The organism is Leifsonia sp. 466MF (genome assembly GCF_900100265.1).
GTDB lineage: Bacteria > Actinomycetota > Actinomycetes > Actinomycetales > Microbacteriaceae > Leifsonia.
Map to the genome: position 1 here is coordinate 1324001 of NZ_LT629696.1, position 25245 is coordinate 1349245.

General features: G+C 69.7%; 21 protein-coding genes. 17 read left to right on the forward strand and 4 right to left on the reverse strand.

Annotation, left to right across the window (positions count from 1 at the left end; all coding sequences use genetic code 11):
* Positions 1-70 precede the first annotated feature (70 nt).
* Positions 71-1003 carry an endonuclease domain-containing protein gene (locus tag BLR91_RS06310; protein ID WP_157694657.1) on the forward strand — a complete coding sequence of 311 codons (933 nt, stop codon included), beginning with the start codon at positions 71-73 and terminating at the stop codon, positions 1001-1003.
* Between the two features lie 14 nt (positions 1004-1017).
* On the opposite strand, the gene BLR91_RS06315 is transcribed toward BLR91_RS06310, so the two are convergent.
* Positions 1018-2847, reverse strand: coding sequence for an AMP-dependent synthetase/ligase (locus tag BLR91_RS06315; protein ID WP_089876320.1), 1830 nt, complete (start codon positions 2845-2847; stop codon positions 1018-1020).
* A gap of 148 nt (positions 2848-2995) precedes the next feature.
* On the opposite strand from BLR91_RS06315, the gene BLR91_RS06320 reads away from it, so the two are divergent.
* The 3 genes from BLR91_RS06320 to BLR91_RS06330 all read left to right on the forward strand — a co-directional run bounded on the left by BLR91_RS06320 (position 2996) and on the right by BLR91_RS06330 (position 6108).
* On the forward strand, positions 2996-3946 hold the full coding sequence (locus tag BLR91_RS06320) for an ROK family glucokinase (RefSeq protein WP_020077359.1): 951 nt from the start codon (positions 2996-2998) through the stop codon (positions 3944-3946).
* A 28-nt stretch (positions 3947-3974) separates the two neighbouring features.
* Positions 3975-4664, forward strand: coding sequence for a lysophospholipid acyltransferase family protein (locus BLR91_RS06325; protein WP_018191385.1), 690 nt, complete (start codon positions 3975-3977; stop codon positions 4662-4664).
* A gap of 109 nt (positions 4665-4773) precedes the next feature.
* The gene (locus BLR91_RS06330) at positions 4774-6108 is read left to right on the forward strand and encodes a class II 3-deoxy-7-phosphoheptulonate synthase (protein WP_020077360.1); all 1335 of its coding nucleotides are present in this window, start codon (positions 4774-4776) and stop codon (positions 6106-6108) included.
* Positions 6109-6266: 158 nt separating this feature from the next.
* Here the strand turns inward: BLR91_RS06330 and pknB are convergent, their stop codons facing one another.
* Entirely contained in the window at positions 6267-8168 is a 1902-nt protein-coding gene (gene pknB / locus BLR91_RS06335; protein ID WP_089876317.1) for a Stk1 family PASTA domain-containing Ser/Thr kinase, read from the reverse strand.
* An 86-nt stretch (positions 8169-8254) separates the two neighbouring features.
* Positions 8255-9370, reverse strand: a complete 1116-nt coding sequence (locus tag BLR91_RS06340; RefSeq protein ID WP_089876315.1) for a LysM peptidoglycan-binding domain-containing protein — start codon at positions 9368-9370, stop codon at positions 8255-8257.
* 150 nt (positions 9371-9520) lie between these two features.
* Between BLR91_RS06340 and BLR91_RS06345 the strand changes: the two genes are divergently transcribed.
* Entirely contained in the window at positions 9521-9862 is a 342-nt protein-coding gene (locus BLR91_RS06345) for an Rv2175c family DNA-binding protein (protein WP_018191377.1), read from the forward strand.
* 24 nt (positions 9863-9886) lie between these two features.
* Here the strand turns inward: BLR91_RS06345 and BLR91_RS06350 are convergent, their stop codons facing one another.
* Positions 9887-11017, reverse strand: a complete 1131-nt coding sequence (locus BLR91_RS06350) for a polyprenyl synthetase family protein (RefSeq protein WP_089876314.1) — start codon at positions 11015-11017, stop codon at positions 9887-9889.
* Positions 11018-11097: 80 nt separating this feature from the next.
* Here BLR91_RS06350 and BLR91_RS06355 point away from each other — a divergent pair, with 80 nt between their 5' ends.
* The 12 genes from BLR91_RS06355 (at position 11098) to murC (ending at position 25243) form a co-directional block, all read left to right on the forward strand.
* Complete coding sequence (locus tag BLR91_RS06355) at positions 11098-11478, forward strand: DUF3040 domain-containing protein (protein ID WP_018191375.1); 381 nt, start codon at positions 11098-11100, stop codon at positions 11476-11478.
* Between the two features lie 239 nt (positions 11479-11717).
* Positions 11718-12149 (forward strand): division/cell wall cluster transcriptional repressor MraZ, encoded by a 432-nt coding sequence (gene mraZ, locus BLR91_RS06360; RefSeq protein ID WP_018191374.1) that lies wholly within the window; start codon positions 11718-11720, stop codon positions 12147-12149.
* Between the two features lie 115 nt (positions 12150-12264).
* The gene (rsmH, locus tag BLR91_RS06365) at positions 12265-13269 is read left to right on the forward strand and encodes a 16S rRNA (cytosine(1402)-N(4))-methyltransferase RsmH (protein ID WP_089876311.1); all 1005 of its coding nucleotides are present in this window, start codon (positions 12265-12267) and stop codon (positions 13267-13269) included.
* A complete protein-coding gene (locus BLR91_RS06370) occupies positions 13266-13937 on the forward strand; it encodes a hypothetical protein (RefSeq protein WP_089876309.1) in 672 nt (223 codons plus the stop codon). The genes rsmH and BLR91_RS06370 overlap by 4 nt, the downstream gene beginning before the upstream one ends.
* A gap of 20 nt (positions 13938-13957) precedes the next feature.
* Positions 13958-15700, forward strand: coding sequence for a peptidoglycan D,D-transpeptidase FtsI family protein (locus tag BLR91_RS06375; RefSeq protein ID WP_020077369.1), 1743 nt, complete (start codon positions 13958-13960; stop codon positions 15698-15700).
* Between the two features lie 27 nt (positions 15701-15727).
* The gene (locus tag BLR91_RS06380) at positions 15728-17272 is read left to right on the forward strand and encodes a Mur ligase family protein (protein ID WP_089876307.1); all 1545 of its coding nucleotides are present in this window, start codon (positions 15728-15730) and stop codon (positions 17270-17272) included.
* Positions 17273-18712: a UDP-N-acetylmuramoyl-tripeptide--D-alanyl-D-alanine ligase gene (locus BLR91_RS06385; RefSeq protein WP_089876305.1), complete on the forward strand. Its 1440-nt coding sequence runs from the start codon at positions 17273-17275 to the stop codon at positions 18710-18712.
* Positions 18709-19824, forward strand: coding sequence for a phospho-N-acetylmuramoyl-pentapeptide-transferase (gene mraY / locus BLR91_RS06390; RefSeq protein ID WP_089876303.1), 1116 nt, complete (start codon positions 18709-18711; stop codon positions 19822-19824). Before BLR91_RS06385 ends, mraY begins: the two co-directional genes overlap by 4 nt.
* On the forward strand, positions 19821-21401 hold the full coding sequence (murD, locus tag BLR91_RS06395; protein WP_089876301.1) for a UDP-N-acetylmuramoyl-L-alanine--D-glutamate ligase: 1581 nt from the start codon (positions 19821-19823) through the stop codon (positions 21399-21401). Before mraY ends, murD begins: the two co-directional genes overlap by 4 nt.
* A complete protein-coding gene (gene ftsW, locus BLR91_RS06400; RefSeq protein WP_089876299.1) occupies positions 21364-22656 on the forward strand; it encodes a putative lipid II flippase FtsW in 1293 nt (430 codons plus the stop codon). The genes murD and ftsW overlap by 38 nt, the downstream gene beginning before the upstream one ends.
* Positions 22653-23720 carry a UDP-N-acetylglucosamine--N-acetylmuramyl-(pentapeptide) pyrophosphoryl-undecaprenol N-acetylglucosamine transferase gene (locus tag BLR91_RS06405; protein WP_089876297.1) on the forward strand — a complete coding sequence of 356 codons (1068 nt, stop codon included), beginning with the start codon at positions 22653-22655 and terminating at the stop codon, positions 23718-23720. The genes ftsW and BLR91_RS06405 overlap by 4 nt, the downstream gene beginning before the upstream one ends.
* 95 nt (positions 23721-23815) lie before the next feature.
* On the forward strand, positions 23816-25243 hold the full coding sequence (murC, locus tag BLR91_RS06410) for a UDP-N-acetylmuramate--L-alanine ligase (protein WP_089876294.1): 1428 nt from the start codon (positions 23816-23818) through the stop codon (positions 25241-25243).
* Positions 25244-25245 lie beyond the last annotated feature (2 nt).

Genomic DNA, 25245 nt, shown 5'->3' on the forward strand with positions numbered 1-25245 from the left:
AGAACGCGCGCTGTCCACAGATCGGCGGGCTGCAGGGTCCTGCGGCGGGCGTGTTCGCCATGATGACGGGATGCGAACCCCACCACCCCTCCCACGACCGCTCGTCGGTGTCCCTTTCACTCTGTCGCAGGCACAGCGGCACGGCGTCGACGCGTTGCGCTTGCGCGCCGGCGACATCCACCATCCGTTTCACGGCGTGAATCTGTCGTATGGTCCAGGTGAGCTGCAGGAGCTGTGTCGGGCGTACCTGCGCGTCATGCCGATGCATGCGTTCTTCAGTCACACCACGGCCGCTGAACTCCTCGGCATCCCGTTGCCGGCTGATGCGCCTCGTCGCCCCTTGCACGTGTCGGTGCTCTCTCCACGCACAGCCCCGCACGGTCGAGGGGTGACCGGGCACAGTCTGCGAGAGATCGAAGGGATGGACGTTAGCGGCCTTCCGGTGTCCATGCCCGCTCATGTTTGGTGCCAGCTCTCCGGGATGCTCGGGCCGAGCGATCTCGTCGCTGCCGGCGACCATCTCGTCGGCGCGCGAAACCGCCCTCCGATCGTCACGATCGATCAGTTGGCGGAGACATCCGCCCGCGTTCGCCGGACGAAAGGAGGCAAGGCGCGCGCCTGGGCTCTGTCCCGCATCCGGTTCGGAACCGACTCCCGCCCGGAGAGCTTGCTGCGCCTGTTCCTGGAGGAGCTCGGCATCACGGGCCTCAGGGTGAACGAGCCCGTCCTGGTTGCCGACGGCCGGGTCCTGCACCCGGACCTTGCACTTCCCGACCAGCGCATCGCGTTCGAGTACGACGGAGACGGACACCGGGTCGAGAGGCGCCAGTGGTTCCTCGACATCAAACGTCACGACCTTCTCGTGGCGGCAGGCTGGCGGGTGCTCAGGGTCACCGCCGACGACCTCTTCGCCGACCGCGCCGCATTCGTCCAACGCCTCCAACGATTTGCGCCAAATCTCGGTATTGCGACGCCGAAAACCGAGATTTGGCGCAAATCGTGAACGAGACGGTCGGGTCAGTGGGCGAGGGAGAAGCCCTCGGTGCGGGGGTTGTCGCTGTAGATGCCGTCGATCACGTCCGCGAAGTCGGCGAGGATGACGTTGCGCTTGATACTCATCTTGGGCGTCAGGTGGCCGCTCGCCTCGCTCAGCTCCGTCGCGAGCACCACGAACTTGCGGACGCTCTCGGCGCGCGAGACGCCGGCGTTGGCGTGGTCGATGGCGCGCTGGATCTCGGCGTGGACGGCCGGATTGACCGACGCCTCGGCGAGGGTCATGTCCTTGTCCTCGCCGTTGTTGGCGAGCCACGTGGGCAGCATCTCGGTGTCGAGGGTGATGAGGGCGGAGATGAACGGCTTCTGGTCGCCCACCACGATCACCTGGCTCACGAGCGGGTTCGAGCGGATGGGGTCCTCGAGCGCGGCGGGGGAGACGTTCTTGCCACCGGCCGTGACGATGATCTCCTTCTTGCGCCCCGTGATCGTGAGGAAGCCGTCCTCGTCGAACGAACCGAGGTCGCCGGTCTTGAACCAGCCGTCGTCGAACGCCGCGGCCGTCGCCTCCGGGTTCTTCCAGTACTCCTTGAAGACGTTGATGCCGCGCACCTCGATCTCGCCGTCGTCGGCGAGACGCAGGTCGACGCCCGGGAGCGCCGGTCCGACCGTGCCGATCCGGAACGTGTCCGGCCGGTTCACGGTCGCGGGCGCCGTGGTCTCGGTGAGCCCGTATCCCTCCAGGACCTTGATGCCGAGGCTGTGGTAGAAGTGGCCGAGGTGCGAGCCGAGCGGTGCGGAGCCCGAAACCGCGAACTTCACGCGGCCGCCCATCGCGGCACGGAGCTTCGAATACACGAGCCGGTCGTAAAGGGCGAACTTGAGCTTCAGTCCGAACGGCACCGAGCCCGCCTCGACGGCCTTCGAGTGCTCGACCGCGACCTCCGCGGCGGCACGGAAGATCTTGCCGCGGCCACCGGACTCCGCCTTCTGCTCGGCCGAGTTGTAGACCTTCTCGAAAACGCGCGGCACCGCCAGCAGGAACGTCGGCTTGAAGCTCGCCAGCGCAGGCAGCAGCTGCTTGGTGTCGGCCTGGTGGCCGACCTTCACGCCGCCGGTGACGCAGAGCACGGCGATGAAGCGGGCGAAGACGTGCGCGGTGGTGATGAAGAGCAGAGTGGATGCGCCACCCGGCTGCTGCACGACCTGCTTGAGCGCCTCGGCCGAGTTGCGCGAGAGCTCGACGAAGTTCGAGTGCGTGAGGACGCATCCCTTCGGCCGTCCGGTCGAACCGGAGGTGTAGATCAGCGTGCCGATGTCGGAGCCCTTGGCGATGCGGCGGCGACGCTCGATCTCCTCGTCGGGCACGTCGACGCCCGCGGCGGCGAGCTTGTCGAGGTCGCCGAGGTGCAGCTGCCAGACGGTGCGGATGTCGGGGAGCTCGGGGTGCACCTCGTCGAAGCGCGCGTGCATCTCGGCGTTCTCCAGGAACACCGCCATCGCGCCGGAGTCGGACATGTTCCACTGGATCTGGGTGGGGGAGGACGTCTCGTAGATCGGAACGAGCACCGCGCCGGCGAACCACACGGCGAAGTCGATGAGAGTCCACTCGTATCGGGTCTTCGACATCAGCCCGATCTTGTCGCCGGGCTCGATGCCGGCGGCGACCAGGCCCTTGGCGAGTGCGATCACCTGGCGGTGGAACTCCGCCGCCGAGACGTCGCGCCAGCCGTCGCCATCCGGGAGGCTGAACAGCGGCTGGTCCGGCGTCTGCGCAACGCGGTCGACGAGCAGGTCGGTGGCGTTGGCGTCCGGGTCAGCAGGGACGATCGCGGGGGTAAGGATCTGTTTCACGGTAGCTCCCTCGATACCGGTGGGCGGGCGTGCGGCCGAATGGCTCGGGGCGATTCGGTTGATTACACTCTAGATGGTCCCGCCACGGCTCGCCCGAGACCCGGCCCGACCGCCCCTCCCTCTCACCATCCCTCCAGGAAGGCCCCACGTGCACGCCATCGGCATCGACATCGGAGGGACCAAGATCGCCGGAGCCCTCGTCGACGAGCTCGGGACGATCGTCCGGGAGGATCGCGTCCCCACCGACGCGACGCGTCCGGAGGAGATCGAGAACGCGGTCGTCGCGATGATCCAGCGCCTCAGCGACGGCCCCGAGGAGATCGCCGGTGCGGGAGTCGCCGCCGCCGGCTTCATCGACGCCGCTCAGTCGACCGTCTACTACGCGCCGAACATCAACTGGCGCCACGAGCCCTTCCGGGAGAAGCTCGAGGAGCGTCTCGACATCCCCGTGATCATCGAGAACGACGCCAACGCGGCCGGCTGGGCGGAGTTCCGCTACGGCGCGGGCCGGCTGGTCTCCGACATGGTGGTCCTCACCATCGGAACCGGTGTGGGGGGTGCGATCGTCAGCAACGACCGCCTGTTCCGCGGCGGCTTCGGCGCGGGAGCCGAGATCGGCCACATGCGCGTCGTACCCGGAGGGCTTCCCTGCGGCTGCGGCGCGCACGGCTGCATCGAGCAGTACGGCTCCGGCCGCGCCCTGCAGCGCATGGCGAACGAGCTCGCGGATGCGGGCGGGATCGGCCAGGGACTCGCGGATGTGCGCAGCCGGACCGGCGCGCTCACCGGGAACGACATCAGCGCCCTGATCACTGCGGGCGACCCGGGCGCGCTCGCCGCTCTCCGCCAGCTCGGCGACTGGCTCGGGCAGGCGTGCGCGAGCCTCGGCGCCATCCTCGACCCGCAGCTCTTCGTCTTCGGCGGCGGCGTCGCCCAGGCCGGCGAGCTGCTGCTGGAGCCCATCCGGCTGGCGTATCTGGAGAACCTGCCCGCCCGCGGCTTCCACCCGGAGCCCGAGTTCGCGATCGCCGAGCTGGTGAACGACGCCGGGGTGGTCGGAGCGGCCGACCTGGCGCGACTGCACGCATCCTCGCTCTAGGGGCAGCGCGGGGATAGGCTTCGGTTCGATGTTCTACTGGCTGATGAAGTACGTGATCGTGGGACCGCTGCTGCGCGGTATCTTCCGGCCGTGGGTCGTCGGCCTCGAGAACATCCCCACCGACGGACCGGTCATCCTCGCGAGCAACCATCTGTCGTTCATCGACTCGATCTTCCTGCCGCTCGAGGTCGACCGGCACGTGTCCTTCCTCGCCAAGAGCGACTACTTCACCCGCAGGGGCCTGAAGGGATGGGCGACCAAGGCGTTCATGAACGCCACCGGCCAGCTGCCCATCGACCGCTCCGGCGGCAAGGCGTCGGAGGCGTCGCTCAACACCGGGCTCGCCGTACTCGCTCGTGGCGAGATCCTCGGCATCTACCCGGAGGGCACCCGCAGCCCGGACGGCAAGCTGTACCGCGGCCGAACGGGCGTCGCGCGGATGATCCTGGAGGCCGGCGTCCCGGTCGTCCCCGTCGCGATGGTGGATACGGCCAAGATCATGCCGATCGGCAAGCGGCTCCCGAAGATCGGGCGCATCGGCATCATCGTGGGGGAGCCGCTCGACTTCTCCCGGTTCGACGGGATGGAGGGCGACCGCTTCATCCTGCGCTCCGTCACCGACGAGATCATGTACGAGCTGCAGCGCCTCGGCGACCAGGAATACGTCGATGTCTACGCCAGCACGGTCAAGGAGAAGCGGGCGACGCTGTCACAGTAGGACGGCCGCATCGGCTTTCGCGATAGGCTCGGATATCCCATCCAAACCCCGAGTGAGCGGAAGACCAGTGCTACAGACCACAGAGCCCGTCGTGCGACCTGACGAGTCCGTGATCGAGGGCCTGGAGTATTGGCGCACTCTCCCGATCAAGCAGCAGCCGGCCTGGCCGGACCCGGAGGCGGCCGCCGCCGCGTCCGCCGAGATCGCCACCCTTCCGCCGCTGGTGTTCGCCGGCGAGGTCGACCAGTTGCGGACGCGGCTGGCCCGGGCCGCCGAGGGTAAGGCATTCCTGCTGCAGGGCGGCGACTGCGCCGAGACGTTCGCCGGAGCGACCGCCGACGCCATCCGCAACCGCGTCAAGACGGTGCTGCAGATGGCCGTCGTTCTCACCTACGGCGCCTCCGTGCCCGTCATCAAGATGGGCCGCATGGCCGGGCAGTTCGCCAAGCCGCGCTCCAGCGACACAGAGACGCGCAACGGCGTCACGCTGCCGGCGTACCGCGGCGACATCGTCAACGGCTACGACTTCACGCCCGAGTCGCGCCAGGCCGATCCGCGCCGGCTGGTGCAGGGGTACCACACCGCCGCATCCACGCTGAACCTCATCCGCGCTTTCACCCAGGGTGGTTTCGCCGACCTGCGCCAGGTGCACAGCTGGAACCGCGGCTTCGCCGCGAACCCGGCCAACCAGCGCTACGAGGGCCTCGCACGCGAGATCGATCGCGCCATCAAGTTCATGGAGGCGGCGGGCGCCGACTTCGACGAGCTCACGCGGGTGGAGTTCTACTCCAGCCACGAGGCGCTGCTCATGGACTACGAGCGGCCGATGACGCGCATCGACTCCCGCACCGGCACTCCGTACAACACGTCGGCGCACTTCGTCTGGATCGGCGAGCGGACGCGCGAGCTCGACGGCGCGCACGTCGACTTCCTGTCCCGCGTGCGCAACCCGATCGGCGTGAAGCTCGGGCCGACCACCTCCCGCGACGACATGCTGCGCCTGATCGACAAGCTGGACCCCGAGCGCGAGCCCGGCCGCCTGACCTTCATCACCCGGATGGGCGCCGGCAAGATCCGGGATGCCCTCCCGCCGCTGCTCGAGGCGATCAAGCGGTCGGACGCGAAGCCGCTGTGGGTCACCGACCCGATGCACGGCAACGGTCTCACCACGCCGACCGGCTACAAGACGCGCCGGTTCGACGACATCGTCGACGAGGTGAAGGGCTTCTTCGAGGCGCACCGCGCTGCCGGCACCAACCCGGGCGGCATCCACGTGGAGCTCACCGGCGACGACGTGACCGAGTGCCTGGGCGGTTCCGAGCACATCGACGAGGAGACGCTGGCGACCCGCTACGAGTCGCTCTGCGACCCCCGTCTGAATCACCAGCAGTCGCTGGAGCTGGCCTTCCTGGTCGCCGAGGAGCTCTCGGCCGCGGGCCGCTGACACCAGCTCGCAGCACCCTCCACAGAAACGGAGGAGCCCACGGCCCCACGGCCGCGGTGCTCCTCCGTTTTCTGCGTTGACGGGCGCGGCGGAGCGGTATCTCCTCCGTTCCGACACGGGTCAGCGCGGCAGACCGCGCCGGTTGCGGCGTCGGTCGCTCAGAACCCGGCGAAGTTGACCGTGATGGTGGAGCCCTTGGGCGCCTGGGTCCCGCCGGCCGGCGACACCTTCGACACGACGAACGCGTTCGGTGCGACGTCGGCGATGGCGCTGTACTTGAGCTTGAAGCCGGCGTCGGTGAGCGCCTTCTTGGCCACATCCCAGGTCTTGCCGGCGACATCCGGGATCGTGACGGGCTCCGGCCCCTTCGACGTCTCCAGCAGCAGCGTGTCGCCGGGGCGCACGGGCTCGTGCTGCGGCTGCGCGGAGATCACGTCGCCCTCCTCGACCGTGTCGCTGTAGCTCTGCGGGCCGGCGGAGGTGAGGAGCTTGACCTTGCTCAGGATGGCCGAGGCGTCCTCCACGGACTTGCCGGCGACATCCGGGATCGCACCGACCGACACGACGAGGTTCACCGACGCGGCCTCGAAGTAGTTGCCGCCGCCGGAGATGTCCGCGCCGTTGTCGGCGCGGGTCGCCGAGATGACGGTGTTGGCGGGCACCTTGGCATCGAACTGCTCGGCGACCGTGCCGACCTTCGCCCCGACGCCGGTGATGGCGCTCTTGGCGGTGTCGATCGTCGTGCCGGCGAGCGGCGGGATGGTCACGGGCTTCGGCCCCTGCGAGACGCGCAGCGTCACCGTGCTGCCGCGCCCCGCGGGCACGCCGGCTCCCGGGTCGGTGCTCGACACCATCCCGGCCGCGACGGTCGTGCTGTACTCGGGTGCCTGCGCCGTCTTGAAGCCGAGCTTCTGCAGCTGCGACACCGCCGCATCCGGCGCCTTGTTGACGACGTTCGGGATGGCGACCAGCGAACCAGGGCCCGCCCCGAAGTACCAGCCGGTGCCGGCTGCGACGCCGGCGAGCACGAGGACGAGAGCGAACAGCCACCAGCCCTTCGAGCGGCGCTTGGCAGCGGCGGTGGTGAGGGTCGTCGCCGCGGCCGGCGTGCTGGACGCGACCTGCTGGCGGATCGCCGGGTTGATGATCTGGGTGTCGCCCTGGTCGATCTCGTACGCGGGCGGCAGCACCATCGTCGGCTGCAGAACGGCCTCGCCGCGGAGCGCCTTCTCGGCCTCCAGCAGGCGATCGAGCATCTCGCGCGCGTCGCGGGGTCGACGGTCCGGGTCCTTCTCCGTCGCCCAGAGGACGAGCTCATCCAGCTCGGCGGGCACGGCCGGGTTCTTGCTGCTCGGCGCCGGCACGGCGTCGTTCGCGTGCTGGTAGGCGATCTGCATCGGCTGCTCGCCCTGGAAGGGCTGCTGGCCGGTGAGCATCTCGTACATCATGATGCCGAGCGCGTAGATGTCGCTTCGGGCGTCGGCGACGCCGCGGGTGACGAGCTCGGGGGAGAGGTACGCGATCGTGCCGAGCAGCGCCTGGCCGGTGGCCGTGTTGGCGCTGGCCGCACGGGCGAGCCCGAAGTCGCCGATCTTGATGCGCCCGTCGTCGGCGAGCAGCACGTTCTCCGGCTTGAGGTCGCGGTGGACGATGCCCGCCTTGTGCGCCGCGGCGAGGCCGGCGAGCACCGCCTCCATGATGTCGATGGTCTGCTCGGGCGTCAGCTTGCCGTAGTCCTTGAGCAGGTCGCGCAGGGTGATGCCGGGCAGGTACTCCATGACCAGGTAGGCCATGTCCGAGTCCTGGCCCTGATCGAAGACGTTGACCACGTTGGGATGTGCAAGCCGTGCGGCCGAGCGGGCCTCCTGCACGAAGCGGCTCTTGAACGTGGAGTCGTCGGCGAGGTGGCCGTGCATGATCTTGATCGCGACGCGGCGCTCGAGGCGCAGGTCGGTCGCGAGGTACACCGTGGCCATGCCGCCTCGGGCGATCCGCGAGCGCACCTGATAGCGGCCGTCGATGAGACGGCCGATCATCGGGTCGGTCTGGCTCGTGGTCACGGATCGAGTCTAGGGAACGAGCCGGGCGAGAACCCTGCAAAACACCGGTGGACGCGGTGGCTGTGATCGGGCTGTGACATTCCGGCTCAGCCGAGCTGGGCCAGCCAGGTGCGCGCCGACGTCTCCCACTTGGCGTAGGCGTCGGGGAACGCCGAGATCTGCACGGCCTGCGCGGCCTGCGTCACGCTCATCCGCGTCCATCCGGGGATGTCGAGGAGGCCACGGGTGCGGCCGGCGTTGGGGTTCCCCGCTCCGCCGTAGAAGGCGAGCGTCGCGCGCGTCGGGTCGAGCACCTGCTCCGGCGTGCCCCATCCGGTGCTCGGCCGCTGCTGGAACAGCCCGAGGGAGTCGCGGTCGCCGTAGCGGACATTTCGGAGGCCGGATTCCTGTGCGGCCGCGGCGAGGGCGACGACGATGCCCTGGTCCGGGACGCCCTGCTGGCGGCCGATGCGGATGATCAGCTGGGCATTCGCGCGCATCTCGTCGGTGAGGGCGACCACCTGACCGGCGGACGCGGTCGGCAGCGGTGCCGGCGCGGCGACGGGGGCCGGAGCGGCGACGGGCGCCGGTGCGGGTGCGTTGAGCGCGGCGGTGGTCATGCCCGGGATACGGATCTTCTGCCCGGGGAAGATCAGGCTGGACGTGCTCAGGCCGTTCGCGGCGAGCACCGCGCGGGTGGTGACGCCGAAACGGCCGGCGATGCCGCTGATCGTGTCGCCGCGCACCACGGAGTACACCGTGGCAGCGGGAGCCGGTGCGGGAGCCGCGGGAGCCGGGGCCGGCGCGGCCGCGGGTGCGGCCTGCGCGAGGGCGAGCACCTGGCCCGGGAAGATCAGGCTCTTCCAGCTGAGGCCGTTCATCGCGAGGACGGCTGCGGTCGAGAGTCCGAAACGGGCCGCGATGCCGGAGATGGTGTCGCCCGACTGCACGCGGTAGGTCGCGGGTGCTGCCGCGACGGAGGTGAGCGGAGCGGACGTGCTCGACGTCGATCCGCTGGGCGTCATCCCGATGGTGCTGCCGAGCGCGGCGCGCTCGAGAGGACTGATCTCGCCGGTGTCTCCGGAGTGGTCGGTCGCGCGGTCCTCCTGGGGCGCCGCCTGTGCGGGCGTGACCAGGTTCAGGGTCACCGCGAGCGAGCTCGCGACCGCGATCGGGACGGTGCCCAGGATGCTGCGCGATCTGCCGGTGTCTGCCAGAGCCATGTGACCCCCTCTTCGAGTGACACGTCGCCCATCACGCTGACACACAAGGAGAGAGGAGTCAACAGGAGTGACGAATGTGACACGGGTTTACATGATCGTAACAATTACTCCCGCTTCTCGCCGGACGGCAATCCGTGGCACGCTGGTGGGGTGACCGAGCACGTCCAGACCACCGAGTGGTTGACCGTACCCGACCTCGTCGAGCTGATGGGACTGAGCGTGAGCCGCGTCCGTCGGCTCATCGAGGACCGCCACCTGGGAGCCAAGCGCGTCGACGGCGTGCTCAAGGTGCCCGCGTCCTTCCTCAAGGACGGCCAGCCGCTCAGCGAGCTGCGGGGAACCCTGATCGTCCTGGCGGACGACGGCTTCAGCGACGACGAGTCGGTGGATTGGCTGCTGACGGAGGAGGAGAGCCTCGGCACATCGCCGATCGAGGCTCTGCGCGCCGGCCGCAAGGCCGAGGTGCGCCGCGTGGCCCAAGCGCTGGCCTGAATCGCTCCCGGCTCAGGGATGGGCCTACGCGCTCCGACGCGTGACCGCGACCGCGAGCTCGCGGAGCTGCCCCTTCGCCGCCGCCCCGAGCGGTGCCGCATCCAACGCCTCGATGGCGCGCGCGACGTTGTCGGCGATCATCCGCTCCACCGTGTCGACGGCCCCGGACTCCCGGATGGTCAGCTGCATCGTCCTGATCTGCTCCGGCGTGAGCTCGGGGTCGCCGAGCAGTTCGTCCAGGGCAGCACGCGCGCCCGAAGGGATGGACTGGCGCGTGAGCGCGATGAGGACCGTCCGCTTGCCCTCGCGGAGGTCGTCTCCGCTGGGCTTCCCCGTCACGTCGGCGTCTCCGAAGACGCCGAGCAGGTCGTCGCGCAGCTGGTAGGCGATGCCGAGGGGGAGCCCGAACGCCCGGAGCGACTCCAGCTGGCCGACGCTCGCTCCGGCCAGGCTCGCGCCGATGAGCAGAGGGGACTCGATCGAGTACTTGGCCGACTTGAAGACGATGACGCGCTCGGCGCGCTCCAGCTGCTCCGAGTCGGGGCGGCCCGACCAGCCGATCTCCTCGAAGATGTCGAGGTACTGGCCCGCCGTGACGTCGATCCGCATGCGGTTGAACTCCGCCCGCGTCGCCCGCCGGGCCGGTGCGCTCACCAGCTGGGTGAGCCCCTCGTCGAACAGCTCGTCGCTGAGGATGAGCAGCAGGTCCCCGAGGAGGGTCGCCGCGCCCGTGCCGAATGTCGCGCCGGAACCGCCCCATCCCTCGTTCTCGTGGAGGTGCTCGAAGCGCTTGTGGGCGGCCGGCTTGCCGCGCCGGGTGTCCGAGTTGTCGATGAGGTCGTCGTGGACGAGCGCGGCGGCGTGGAACAGCTCGAGGGCGCTGGCGACGGAGACCACGGCGTCGAGGGCGCCGCCGGCCGTGACGGCGCCACTGTCCGACCCGTCGTCGCCCGCGTCTCCTGTGGTGCGGACGGCCTGCCATCCCCAGAAGCAGAACAGGGCGCGGAAGCGCTTGCCGCCGCTGAGAAATTCCCTTGAGAACGCCGCTACGGGAGAGAGCTCGTCGGCGATCGAGACGAGAATGGAGGCACGCGCATCGAAGAATCCATCGATTCTTGACTGGATGAGGTCGACGAATCGGATGCTTTCAGACACACGCCTAGCCTAGCCAGACACGTGAGGTCTAGAATCGACCTCACTGAAGCCTCGAACCCGCGAGAAAGAGGGGGAATCGGATGCCGCTTTCGGAACACGAGCAGCGCCTCCTCGAAGAGATGGAACGCAGTCTCTATCAGAACGATGCAGATTTCGTCGCGAAGGTCGGGGGCAAGCGGGCACGTCCCGCCTACCGGTCGATCGTGCTCGGCATCCTGCTCGCCGTCGTGGGCGTCGGCGTGCTGATCGCCGGGGTCTACTACCAGCAGCCGATCGTCGGGATCCTGGGCTTCGTCGTGATGTTCGCGGGTGTCCTCGTGTCCATCGCGCCGGGCAAGCGCGTCGCGGTCGAGCCGGGCGCCGCCGAGCCGAAGAAGGCCAAGGCGCGCGGCGGTCAGACAGGCTTCATGGACCGCATGAACGACCGCTGGGACAAGCGCAACGACGGCGGCGAGGGCTAACCCTCCACTCCGCTCCACACGTTCTTCGACGAAGGGCCGATCTTCTGATCGGCCCTTTTTTGTTGCTCCAGGAGCCGCCCGATCGCTCCACTTTCCTCCACCCGCAAATTCCCCGTCTTTCCGGGCCTTGACGTACCCACTTCGGGGCAATCTGTCCTCAATGCGCGATTTTGTGGATGGAAGTGGAGTAAAGTGGAGCCACACCGCAACCTGGGCCGGGAGAGTGGGGGTGGCAGCCGATGTTCCTCGGTACGCACGCCCCCAAGCTGGACGAGAAGGGGCGCATCATCCTGCCGGCGAAATTCCGGGATGAGCTCGCGTCCGGCCTCGTCCTCACCCGTGGCCAGGAGCACTGCGTCTACGTCTTCTCGCAGCGCGAGTTCGAATCGCTCCACGAGAAGATCCGCCAGGCGCCGGTGACGAGCAAGCAGGCCCGTGACTACCTGCGCGTCTTCCTCTCGGGGGCGAGCGCAGAGGTCCCGGACAAGCAGAACCGGGTGACCATCCCGTCCGCGCTGCGCTCGTACGCGGGACTCGATCGCGACCTCGTCGTGATCGGCGCCGGCAGCCGCGCGGAGATCTGGGACGCCCAGGCCTGGGAGACCTACCTGGCCGAACAGGAAGCAGCATTCGCCAACACGGAGGAGGAGGTGATCCCGGGACTCTTCTGAGCCCGCGTCCCTGGCGCCGGACTCCCAGCCATACGCCCTGACACCACTTCCCCGGTGCCAGGTCGGAATGGATGGGGATCCGGGATCAGGGGCAGGCGACTCGTCCCGAACGACCATGACCGACTCCGACGACACCTCCCGCATCCATACTCCGGTCCTCCTGGAGCGCTGCATCGAGCTGCTCGGCCCCGCGCTGACGCGGCCCGGCGCCGTCTTCGTCGACGCCACGCTCGGGATGGGCGGCCACTCCGCCGGCATCCTCGAGCGCTTCCCGGACGTCACGCTGGTCGGGCTCGACCGCGACCCCGAGGCGCTGGCGATCGCGGGGGAGCGCCTGGAGCGTTTCGGTGACCGCGTGCACCTCGTCCACACGGTGTACGACGGCATCCGCGAGGCCATCGAGGGGCTCGGCTTCGAGGCGGTCGACGGCGTGCTGTTCGACCTCGGCGTCTCCTCCCTCCAGCTCGACCGGGTGGAGCGCGGCTTCTCCTATTCGAAGGACGCGCCGCTCGACATGCGGATGGACGGCACGAGCGAGCTCACCGCCGCGACGGTCCTGGCGGAGTACTCCGAGGCCGACCTGCGGCGCATCTTCCGCGAGTATGGCGAAGAGAAGCTTGCGGGCCGCTACGCCTCCCGGATCGTGGAGTCGCGCGAGCGCGAGCCTCTGGTGCGCTCCGGCCAGCTGGTCGACCTCATCATCAAGGCGACTCCGGTGGCCCTGCAGCGGCAGGGGCATCCCGCCAAGCGCGTCTTCCAGGCTCTGCGCATCGAGGTCAACCAGGAGCTGGCGGTGCTGCAGCGGGCGATCCCTGCGGCCATCGACTCCCTGTCGGTGGGCGGGCGCATCGTCGTGGAGGCGTATCAGTCGCTCGAGGACCGCATCGTGAAGCGCGAGCTGCAGGCCCGCTCCACGTCGAGCGCTCCGGCGGGACTGCCCGTCGAGCTCCCCGAGCACCGGCCGGAGCTGAAGCTCCTCATCCGCGGTGCGGAACTGGCCGACGACGACGAGAAGGCCGCCAACCCGAGGGCCACCCCGGTGCGCCTGCGGGCGGCCGAGCGGGTGCGCCCGGCGAGCGGCGCATCCCACAGCAAAGACGAGACGAGGAGGCGGTCGTGAGCGGCAATCTGGCAGAGGCGGCCCCGGTCACCGGGCGCAGACGTCCCGCGACACTGCGCCCCGCGGCGCTCTGGCGCGGCGGCGCCCTCCCCGCACCGGTGGAGGAGCCGAAGCGGACCCACCTCGAGGTCGTCCCGACCCGGTCCCAGCGACGTGCACGCCCGCGGGCCCTGTACGCGGGGATCGCGGTCGCCACGCTGCTCGCGGTCGTGGTCGCCCAGCTCCTCCTCAGCATCGGCATCTCGCAGGGCGCCTACCAGCTGCAGACGCTGGAGTCGAAGCAGACCGAGCTGCAGCGTTCGTACCAGGCGGTGTCGGAGGACCTCAACCGGGTCGCGTCGCCGCAGAATCTGGCCGCGAACGCCAACGCGCTCGGGATGGTCAGCAACAGCAACCCCGCCTACCTGCGCCTCTCCGACGGAGCGGTGCTGGGGGCGCCGCTGCCGGCGAGCGGGGCCGCGGGCACGGTCACCGGCACGCAGGGCAACCTCGTCCCGAACGCACTGCTCGCGGGCGTCTCGCTGGTGACGCAGCCGCAGCAGACGGCGAATCCGTCCCCAGCGGCGAGGCAGGCTGGGAATTCCACAACTTCGGGTGGGGCTACCGGATCCGGGGCCGCGCCGACCGTACCGTTGCAGGGAGCGTTGCCGACTCCGGTGACGCACTGACGACGGGACGGATGCGGGGCATGGTCAGCAAGAAGATGCTGCGGCGGCGGACCGCCATGACGGTCCTCGCCGTCGCAGCGACCGTCGGCATCCTCGGCGCCAAGCTGGTCGACATCCAGGTGGTCCGGGCGGATGCGCTGCAGAAGCAGTCGGTGACCGCCAAAGAGGTGTCGACGCCGCTGCTGGGCAACCGCGGCGACATCATCGACAGTGACGGCACGGTGCTGGCCACCACGATCTACACGTACACGGCTGCGGCATCGCCGAAGGATGCGATCGCCGGCGGCCGGGCGAAGATGGTCGAGGCGGCCGCGAAGATCGGTGCGATCACCGGCCAGGGGGGCGATGCCGTCGTCGCGCTCCTCGACGCGGCGCTCAAAGAGAACCCGAAGTCGCAGTACGTCCTCATCAAGGCCGGTATGGATGTCGGGACGTTCGACAAGCTCGACAAGCTCCCGTACCCGTGGCTCACCTTCACCAAGAAGCAGGCCCGCAGCTACCCGAACGGCGCCGTCGCGGGCAACCTGCTCGGCTACCTCTCACAGGGCGGCGACGCGGGGCTGGAGGCCAGCGAGAACGGCTGTCTGGCAGGGGAGAACGGCGAGGAGACCTACCAGCGCGGAGCCGACGGCGTCGCCATCCCGGGCAGCACCGTGGTGCAGAAGGAGGCGAAGGACGGCGGCACGCTCAAGCTGACGATCGACTCGGATCTCCAATGGTTCGCGCAGCAGACCCTCGCGCAACAGGTCGCCGCGACAGGCTCCAAGTTCGGCTTCGTGACCGTGGCGGAGGCGAAGACGGGGAAGATCAAGGCGATCGCGCAGGTGCCGTCGCTCGACCCCAACAACATCGATGCGACGGACCCGTCGTTCTGGCGGCTCCAGCCGCTCACCGACCCGCGGGAGCCGGGCTCGACCTTCAAGGCGCTGACCGCCGCGATGCTCATCGACCAGGGCAAGGCGACGCCGACCTCGCAGGTGCTCGCCCCGTACTCGTGGCAGTCAGGCAACGGGGCCGACCTGCACGATTCGGGATTCCACGCACCGCTCCGGCTCACGCTCACCGGCGTGCTCATGATGTCGTCGAACACCGGCATGTCGCAGCTGGGCCGCGCGCTCAGCGACCAGACGCGGTACGACTACCTGAAGAAGTTCGGGATCGGCGATCCCACCGGTCTGCCGTACCCCGACGAGTCCGCCGGCGAGCTCCACCCGGTCAAGGACTGGGACGACCAGACCAAGTACGCGACGATGTTCGGCCAGGGCGTCTCGGCGACCCAGTTGCAGATGGTCGGGGCGTACCAGGCGCTCGCCAACGGCGGCACCCGCATCCCGCTGTCCCTGGTCGAGGGATGCGAGCACCCGGACGGCTCGGTGACGGACATCCCGAACAGCAAGCCGACGCCGGTCGTCTCCGCTCAGGCGGCGGCCACGACACTCGGGATGATGGAGTCCGTCGTCACCGACGGCGAGCTGAAGAAGCAGCTCCAGATCCCCGGGTACCGCATCGCCGCGAAGACCGGAACGGCCCAGCAGCCGGACGGCAAGGGCGGGTACCTGCCGTCGTACTACGTGTCGGTCATGGGCGTCGCGCCGGTTGACGATCCGCAGTACGTCGTTTCGGTCAACCTCGGGTTCCCGACTACCATTACTTCGTCGGCAGCCGCCGCTCCGCTGTTCCACACGATCATGAGTCAGGTGCTGAAGACCTACCGGGTGAAGCCCTCCACGTCGAGCCCGGCGGACTATCCGCCCTACTACTAGAAACAGCGTCAACGGAAAGTGAGCCACGTGACAGGACCGGCGCCCTCTTCACTGCGCCCCGAGCATCCCGTCGCCCGCCCGCTCGCCCAGCTGGTAGCGGAGTTCGGGCTGGATTGCCGCGGCGACCTCGACGGGGTCGAGGTGACCGGTGCGGCTCTCGCGAGCTCCGCCGTCGAACCCGGTGACCTCTACGTCGGCGTACCCGGCCGCAACGCCCACGGCGCGACGTACGCGACCGCGGCGGCGGAGGCCGGAGCCGTCGCCGTGCTCACCGACGAGGAGGGTGCGGCCCTCGCCGCCGAGTCCGGCCTCCCGGTCATCGTCACGCCGGAGCCCCGGGCCGCGCTCGGCGCGGTCTCCGCCTGGATCTACCGCACCGACGAGAACTCGGCGACCCTGTTCGGCGTCACCGGCACCAACGGCAAGACCAGCGTCGTGTACCTGCTCAACGCCATCCTCGGGCAGCTCGGAGTCGTCTCCGGCCTCAGCTCGACGGCGGAGCGCCGCATCGGCGACACGGCGATCACGAGCAAGCTGACCACGCCGGAGGCGAGCGAGCTCCACGCGCTGCTCGCCCGGATGCGCGAGGAGGGCGTCCGCGCCGTCGCCATCGAGGTGTCGGCGCAGGCGCTGACCCGCCACCGCGTCGACGGGATCGTGTTCGACGTCGTCGGCTTCACCAACCTCAGTCACGACCACCTCGACGACTACGCCGCGATGGACGACTACTTCGCCGCGAAGCTCGAGCTCTTCCAGCCCGACCGCGCCCGACGCGGCGTCGTCACGGTCGATTCCGACTGGGGCCGCGCCCTGGTCGAGCAGTCGCGCATCCCGGTCGCCACGCTCTCCAGCTCGCCGGGGGCCGACTCCGAGTGGCTGCTCACCGTGCTCGAGGAGACGCTCACCCGCACCTCGTTCGCCCTCGAAGGCCCGGACGGCCGCCGGCTGGAGACCAACATCCCGCTGCTCGGCGCCTACAACGCGGCGAACGCGGCGCTCGCCATCGTCATGCTCGTCGAGTCGGGGTACGACCTCGACGCGATCGGAGCGGCGCTGGAGCGCGACGGCGGGATCGACGCGTACATCCCAGGCCGTGCAGAGCGGCTTTCCGGCGATCGCGGCCCCGTCGTCTTGATCGACTACGGCCACAGCCCCGACGCGTTCCTCTCGATGCTGAGCGCACTCCGCAAGGTGACCGACGGCCGCATCGTCATGGTGTTCGGCGCCGACGGCGACCGCGACACCACGAAGCGCACCGACATGGGGGCCATCGCGGCCCGCGGGTCGGACGCCGTGGTCATCACCGACTTCCATCCGCGCTGGGAGGACCCGGCGAGCATCCGTGCCGCCCTCCTCGACGGAGCGCGCAGCGCCGTCCCCGACCTCGAGCTGTACGAGGTGCCCGACCCGCGCGCCGCATTCCGCACCGCGCTGTCCCTGGCCGACGAGGGCGACGTGGTCCTGTACGCCGGTCCCGGCCACGAGGACTACCAGGAGGTCGCCGGCCAGCGGCTGCCGTACTCTGCCCGCGACGACGTGCGCCTCGCGCTGCGAGAGGCCGGGTGGCTGTAAATGATCGCCCTCACCCTGGCCGAGATCGCCGAGGCCACCCGCGGCACCCTGCTGCTCGACGGCACCCACGTCTCGCCGGAGACGGTCGTCTCCGGACTGTCCACGACCGACTCGCGCGAGGTCGTCCCCGGCAGTATCTTCTTCGCGAAGCCGGGGGATGTGACCGACGGCCACCTCTTCGCCCCGCAGGCGGTCGAGGCGGGCGCCGCGCTCGTCGTCGTCGACCATCCACTCGAGCTGCCCGTCCCGCAGCTGCTGGTGCAGGACACCGTCGTCGCCCTCGGCGACCTCGCCACCGAGGTGATCGCCCGTGTCCGGGCGCTCGGACTGCTCAAGACCGTCGGCATCACCGGGTCCAACGGCAAGACCACGACCAAGAACCTGCTCCGCGCCGTGCTCGAGCAGGTCGGACCGACGATCGCGCCGCGCGCCTCCTTCAACAACGAGGTCGGCGCACCCGTGACCATGCTCCAGGTGACCGAGGAGACGCAGTTCCTCGTCGCGGAGATGGGCGCGAGCGGAATCGGCGAGATCGCCCGCCTGGTGCGCATGGCGCGCCCGGACGTCGGAGTCGTCCTCAAGGTCGGCCTCGCGCACGCCGGCGAGTTCGGCGGCATCGAGAAGACCCTGCAGGCGAAGACCGAGATGGTCACCGACCTGCTGGAGTCCGACGTCGCCGTGCTGAACATGGACGACCCGCGCGTCGCCACGATGGCGGACAAGACCGTCGCCCGCGTGCTCTGGTTCGGCCTGGACGAGCGCGCCGACGTGCGCGCGACCGACGTCGTCTCCGACCGGAGGGGCACGTCGTTCACGCTCCACCTGCCGCCCCGAAACGGGGCCGAAGGCCCGAGCTCCGAGTCGCAGTCGCGCCCGGTGCGGTTCCAGGTGCTCGGCGAGCACCACGTCATGAACGCCCTGGCCGCCGCCGCCTCCGCGTACGTGCTCGACGTCGACATCGACACCATCGTGTCAGCGCTCCAGACCGTGAAGACGGCGGAGCGCTGGCGGATGGAGGTCATGGGCGGCAGCGATGTGACGGTCATCAACGACGCCTACAACGCGAGCCCGGACTCGATGGCCGCAGCGATCAAGACCCTGGCGCAGATCGCCGAACCGGACGGCCGCACCATCGCCGTCCTCGGCGAGATGAGCGAGCTGGGGGAGTTCTCCGGCGAGGAGCACGACCGCATCGGCCTGCTGGCCGTCCGGCTCGGCATCGACCAGCTCGTGATCGTCGGACCGGCGGCGCGCCGGATGCACATCTCCGCCATCAACGAGGGCTCCTGGGACGGCGAATCCCTGTACTTCGACACGCAGGACGCCGCGTTCGAGCACCTCCGGGGCGCGCTGCGCCCCGGCGACACGGTGCTCGTGAAGTCCTCCAACTCGGCCGGACTGCGCTTCCTGGGCGACCGACTGGGAGAATCGTTCTCGTGAGAGCCCTGCTGACATCCGGTGCGCTGTCGATGGCGTTCACGCTCTTCCTGACCCCGCTCTTCATCCGGCTCTTCCGCCGGCTGCAGTGGGGACAGTTCATCCGCGACGACGGACCGCAGAGCCACCACGCCAAGCGCGGCACCGCGACCATGGGCGGCATCGTCGTCATCCTCGGCACCCTGTTCGGCTACTTCACGGCCCTCCTGCTGACGGGGGATGAGACGAGCGTCTCGGCGCTCCTCGTGCTGTTCCTCATGGTCGGCCTGGGCGTCGTCGGGTTCATCGACGACTTCCTGAAGACCCGGCGCGAGCGCAGCCTCGGTCTCACCGGCTGGGCAAAGGTGGCGGGCCAGGTCATCGTCGCCACCGTCTGGGCCTTCCTCGCGATCCGCTTTCCGAACGGCAACGGCTACACGCCTGCGACGATGACGGTGTCCTTCATCCGCGACCTGCCGGCGATCGACTTCGGCGAGATCACCCGGTACGGCGCCATCGGCGTGATCGTCGGCTACGGCCTCTACCTGATCTGGATCAACTTCCTGGTCGCGGCGACATCGAACGGCGTGAACGTCACGGACGGCCTCGACGGGCTCGCCTCCGGCGCGTCCATCCTGGCGATCGGCGCCTACATCATCATCGGGTTCTGGCAGTCGATCCAGTCGTGCGCGAGCATCAACCTGAACCCCGAGAACGTCGCGAAATGCTACGACGTGCGCGATCCGTTCGACCTCGCGATCGTCGCAACGGCGATCGTCGGCGCGGTCGTCGGCTTCCTCTGGTGGAACACCTCGCCCGCGCAGATCTTCCTCGGCGACACCGGCTCGCTGGCGCTCGGCGGCGCGGTCGCGGCCCTCGCCATCCTGAGCCGCACGGAGCTGCTGCTCGTCCTCATCGGCGGAATCTTCGTGATCGAGGCCGGGTCGGTGATCGTGCAGCGGGCGTACTTCAAGCTCACGCACGGCAAACGCATCTTCCTGATGAGCCCCATCCACCATCACTTCGAGCTGAAGGGATGGGCGGAGGTGACGGTCGTCGTACGGTTCTGGATCATCGGCGGACTCCTCGTCGCCGCCGGCGTCGGGTCCTTCTACCTGGAGTGGCTGGCGACGTGACCGATTCCGACGACACCGCCCGCGCGGGCGACGCCCTGGCGCAGCGCCTGGCCGCTCTGACCAGCTGGCACCACGATTGGAGCGGCCTCCGGGTCGCCGTGTACGGCCTGGGCGTCACCGGCTTCTCGGTCGCGGACACCCTCGTCGAGCTGGGCGCCGACGTGCTGGTCGTCGCGGCGAAGGCCGACGACGAGCGGCGGATGCTGCTGGAGGTCATCGGCGCCGAGCTCCTCGAGGAGCCCGACCTCGCCGCGCCGCCGGAGCGTCTCGTCGCGTTCGACCCTGAACTGGTCATCGCGTCGCCGGGCTTCCACTGGGATCACCCCCTCCTGCTCTGGGCGGAGCAGCGCGGCACGGCCGTGTGGGGCGACATCGAGCTCGCCTGGCGTCTGCGCGACAAGGTCGCCCGTCCCGATGGCGCCGAAGGCCCCGCCGACTGGATCTGCGTCACCGGCACCAACGGCAAGACCACCACCGTGCAGCTCACCGCGACGATGATCCTCGCGGGAGGCAACCGCGTCGCACCGTGCGGCAACATCGGTGTCCCCGTCCTCGACGCCATCCGCGATCCCGAGGGATTCGACGTGCTCGTGGTCGAGCTCTCCAGCTACCAGCTGCACTGGGTCAACCGGAACGTCGGAGGAGAGCTGTCGCCGTTCTCGGCGGCGTGCCTCAACATCGCCGACGACCACCTCGACTGGCACGGCTCGCTCGAGGCGTACATCGCCGCCAAAGCGAAGGTGTACGACAACACCCGCGTCGCCTGCGTCTACAACAAGGCCGACGAGAACACCCTGCACATGGTGGAGGAGGCGGAGGTCACCGAGGGCGCACGCGCCATCGGCTTCGGCCTCGGCGTGCCCGGCCCGAGCGACTTCGGGATCGTGGACGGGATCCTCTGCGACCGCGCCTTCCTCGACGACCGAGCGAACGCGGCGCTCGAGCTGACCACTCTCGACGAGCTGCAGGAGGCCGGGCTCTCGGCGCCGCACGTCGTCGCGAACATCCTCGCCGCCAGCGCGCTCGCGCGATCGTACGGTGTCGCTCCACAGGTCATCCGCGACGTGCTCACGGCCTTCCGGCTCGACGCGCACCGTATCGAGCTGGTGCGCGTCCAGGCCGGCGTGAACTGGGTGGACGACTCGAAGGCCACGAACCCGCATGCGGCCGACGCGTCCCTGCGTGCCTATCCCTCCGTGGTGTGGCTGGTCGGCGGCCTGCTCAAGGGTGTCGACGTGGATGCGCTGGTCGGCCGACACGTCGGCCGCCTTCGCGGCGCTGTGCTCATCGGCGTCGACCGGGAGGCGCTCCTCGCCGCATTCCGGCGACACGCGCCGGACCTTCCGGTGCTGGAGGTCGTCGCCGACGAGACTGATGAGGTCATGCCGACGGCGGTTCGGCTGGCCGGTGGTCTCGCGCACGAAGGAGACACCGTGCTGCTCGCTCCGGCGGCGGCATCGATGGACCAGTTCGCCGACTACGCAGAACGAGGCCGCCGCTTCCAGTCGGCCGTGAACGAGTATTTGGGAGGTGAGGCGGATGACGAGTCCGCCCCGCGTCCCGACGCGCAGGACTGAGCGTCCGAGCGCCCGGTCTCAGCAGAGCGCTGCTCCATCGGCCGCGTCCCGCCCCAGCGCCGCCGCACGCATCGGTGCGCTGACCACCCGCATCCAGCTGGGTCGGGGCATGACGTCCGAATCGGCCAACTACTTCCTCCTGCTCGGCATCACGCTGTTCATGGTCGTGTTCGGCCTCGTCATGGTGCTGTCCTCCTCCTCGGTGGAGGCGCACAACGACGACGACAACTTCTTCTCCCGCTTCTGGTCGCAGGGCGCGTACACGCTGGTCGGCCTGCCGCTGATGTTCCTCGTCTCGCGCATCCCGCGCGGGTTCTGGAAGAAGACGATCTGGTTCTTCCTCGGCGCCGCCTGCTTCCTGCAGCTGCTCGTGCTGCTCACTCCGCTCGGCGTCGAGATCGGCGGCAATCGCAACTGGCTGCGCATCGGCTCGGTCACGGCCCAGCCGTCGGAGGCGATCAAGCTCGCGCTCGTCGTCTGGCTGGGCGTCGTCCTTGCGCGCAAGCGGGATGTGCTCGACCAGTGGAAGCATGTGGCCGTCCCCGTCGTCCCCATCGCGGGAGGCGCGGTCGCGCTCGTGCTGCTCGGCGGCGACCTGGGCACGACCATGATCATGGCGGCGCTCATCCTCGGCGCCCTCTACTTCGCCGGCGTGCGCCTCCGGTACCTCCTCACCGGTGTCGTCGCCGTCGGCGCGCTCGCGGTCGTTGTCGCGCTGTCGAGCGCGAGCCGAGTCGGCCGCATCGCCGCCTACTTCGGCGGGACGAGCGTCGCGAACCCGGACGTGGACTGGCAGATCAAGAACGGCTTCTACGCGCTCGCCTCCGGGGGCGTCTTCGGGGTCGGGCTCGGCAACTCGCACTCCAAGTGGTCGTGGCTGCCCGCCGCCGACACCGACTTCATTTTCGCGATCATCGGCGAGGAGCTCGGCCTCATCGGCGCGGTCGTCGTGCTCCTGCTCTTCGTGATGCTCGCGGTCGTCTTCCTGCGCATCATCCACGCGTCGACCGACCCGTTCGCGCGGGTGACGACGGCGGCCATCATGGTGTGGCTGATCGGCCAGGCGTTCGTCAACATCGCCGTGGTGCTGGGGGTGATCCCGGTGCTGGGCGTCCCGCTCCCACTGATCTCTGCGGGAGGGACTGCGATGATCAGTTCCATGATCGCCATCGGAATCGTGCTGTCGTTCGCCCGGCAGTCGCACCGTGACTCCCAGGCCGCCTCCGAGACCGGTTCGGCGGGCCCCCGGGCATGACGCGGTACCTTCTCGCCGGCGGGGGCACCGCCGGCCACGTGAACCCCCTGCTCGCCGTCGCCGACCGTCTGCGCCGTGACCAGCCGGATGCCGAGGTGCTGGTGCTCGGGACGAAGGAGGGGCTCGAGGCGCGTCTGGTCCCGCAGCGCGGCTACGAGCTCGCGACCATCCCGAAGCTCCCGTTCCCGCGCCGCCCGAACGCGGCCGCGCTGCGCTTCCCTGGCGAGTACCGGCGCAGCATCTCGACCGTCCGCGCCCTGATCCGCGACCGCGGGATCGACGCCGTCGTCGGCTTCGGCGGCTACGCCGCGGCCCCGGCCTACTCGGCGGCCCGACGTGAGGGCATCCCGCTCGTCCTGCATGAGGCGAACGCGCGGCCGGGCCTCGCGAACCGGCTCGGCGCCCGCTACACGCCGTGGGTCGGCGTGGCCTTCGAGGGGACGCCGCTGCCGCATCCCACCTTCGTCGGCATGCCGCTGCGGGTGGAGATCGAGCAGCTGGATGCGGCCGCCGTCCGCCCACAGGCCGCGGCCGAGTTCGGGCTCGACCCCGAACGCCCGACGCTGCTCGTCACAGGCGGCTCGCTCGGCGCGCGCCGGATCAACCAGACCGTTTTCGCACGCGCCGCCGAGCTGACGGCTGCCGGCTGGCAGGTGCTGCACATCCAGGGCGGCCGCGGCGAGCTGACGGACCCCGGCATCGAGCACTACCGGCTGCTCGACTACTGCGACCGCATGGATCTCGCCTTCGCCCTGACCGACGTCGCCGTCGCCCGCGCGGGCGCCGCGACGGTGTGCGAGTTCGCCGCGCTGGGCATCCCGGCGGTGTACGTTCCCTTCCCGATCGGCAACGGCGAGCAGCGGTTCAACGCGGCCGGGGTTGTCGAGGCGGGAGGCGGCGTGCTCGTCGACGATGCCGCCTTCGCTCCGGACTGGGTGGACGGCGAGCTGCTTCCGCTGCTGTCCGACCGTGCCCGTGTTGCCGAGATGGCGCGCCGGGCCGCGTCGGTCGGGGTCCGCGACGGCTCCGACCGCATGGTCGCCCTCATCCGCTCGGCCCTCTGACAGCTCCACTCCGGTGAGCCTCGGGCCGATCCGCAGGGTCGCCGCGTAGCCTCATACTGGATGGAGTCCCTCTCGCGTAACCGAAAGCTGTACCTGTGACGATCAAGCCCGACCTGACCCTCGCCCTCCCGGAGGAGCTCGGAAAGCTCCACTTCGTCGGCATCGGCGGTTCCGGGATGAGCGGCATCGCCCGCCTGTTCCTCGAGGCCGGCTACACCGTGACCGGATCGGATGTGCGGCACTCCGCGAACATCGACACCCTGCGGAACCTCGGCGCGACGATCGCCATCGGCCACGACGCCGCGAACGTCGGCGACGCGGACACGCTGGTCGTCACCGGCGCCCTCTGGCAGGACAACCCGGAGTACCAGCTGGCGCTCTCCAAGGGACTCCCGGTTCTGCACCGGTCGCAGGCCCTCGCCTGGCTGATCAACCGTTCGCGCCTGGTCGCCGTGGCCGGCGCGCACGGCAAGACGACCTCCACCGGCATGATCATCACCGGCCTGCTGGGCCTCGGCGAGGACCCGAGCTTCGTGAACGGCGGCGTCATCGCCTCCCTCGGCACGAGCTCCAAGACCGGCACCGGCGAGCTGTTCGTCGTCGAGGCGGACGAGTCGGACGGCTCGTTCCTGCTCTACGACACGGCCGTCGCCCTGATCACCAACGTCGACCCCGACCACCTCGACCACTACGGCTCGCTGGAGGCGTTCGAGGACGCCTTCGTATCGTTCGCCCGCGAGGCGGACGAGTTCGTCGTGGTCTCGTCCGATGACGCGGGCGCCGTGCACGTGACCGGCCGGCTGCGCGAGCAGTCGCCGGACAAGCGGATCGTCACGTTCGGCGAGGCGGAGGACGCTGACGTCCGCGTCCACTCCATCGTGACCGACGGCCCCGTCTCGTTCTCTCTGCGCTACCAGGGCGAGGACTACTCCGCGCAGCTGCGCGTGCCCGGGCGGCACAACGCCATCAACGCCGGCGGCGCCTTCGCCGTGCTGACCGGCCTCGGATTCGACCCGGCCGCTTCCCTCGCCGCCATCGCCGAGTTCGGCGGAACGGAGCGCCGCTTCGAGCTGCACGGCACGGTGGGAGGCGTCAGCGTCTACGACGACTACGCGCACCACCCGACCGAGGTCGCCGCCGCGCTCTCCGCCGCCCGCACGGTGGTCGGAGACGGACGCATCATCGCCGTCCACCAGCCGCACCTGTACAGCCGCACGCGTCTGTTCGCGCAGGAGTTCGCCGAGACGCTCGAGCGCTACGCCGACGAGACCGTCGTGCTCGACGTATACGGAGCGCGCGAAGACCCGGAGCCCGGCGTGACCGGAGCGCTCGTCGCCGACCGCTTCGAGCATCCCGAGCGGGTGGCCTTCATCGCCGACTGGCAGCAGGCCGCCGACCACACCGCTCAGATCGCCCGGGAGGGCGACTTCGTGATCACCCTCGGCTGCGGCGATGTGTACCGCATCGTGCCCCAGCTGCTCGACTCGCTGCGCCGGGAGCACCCGGACGCGCCCGGCGTTTAGCG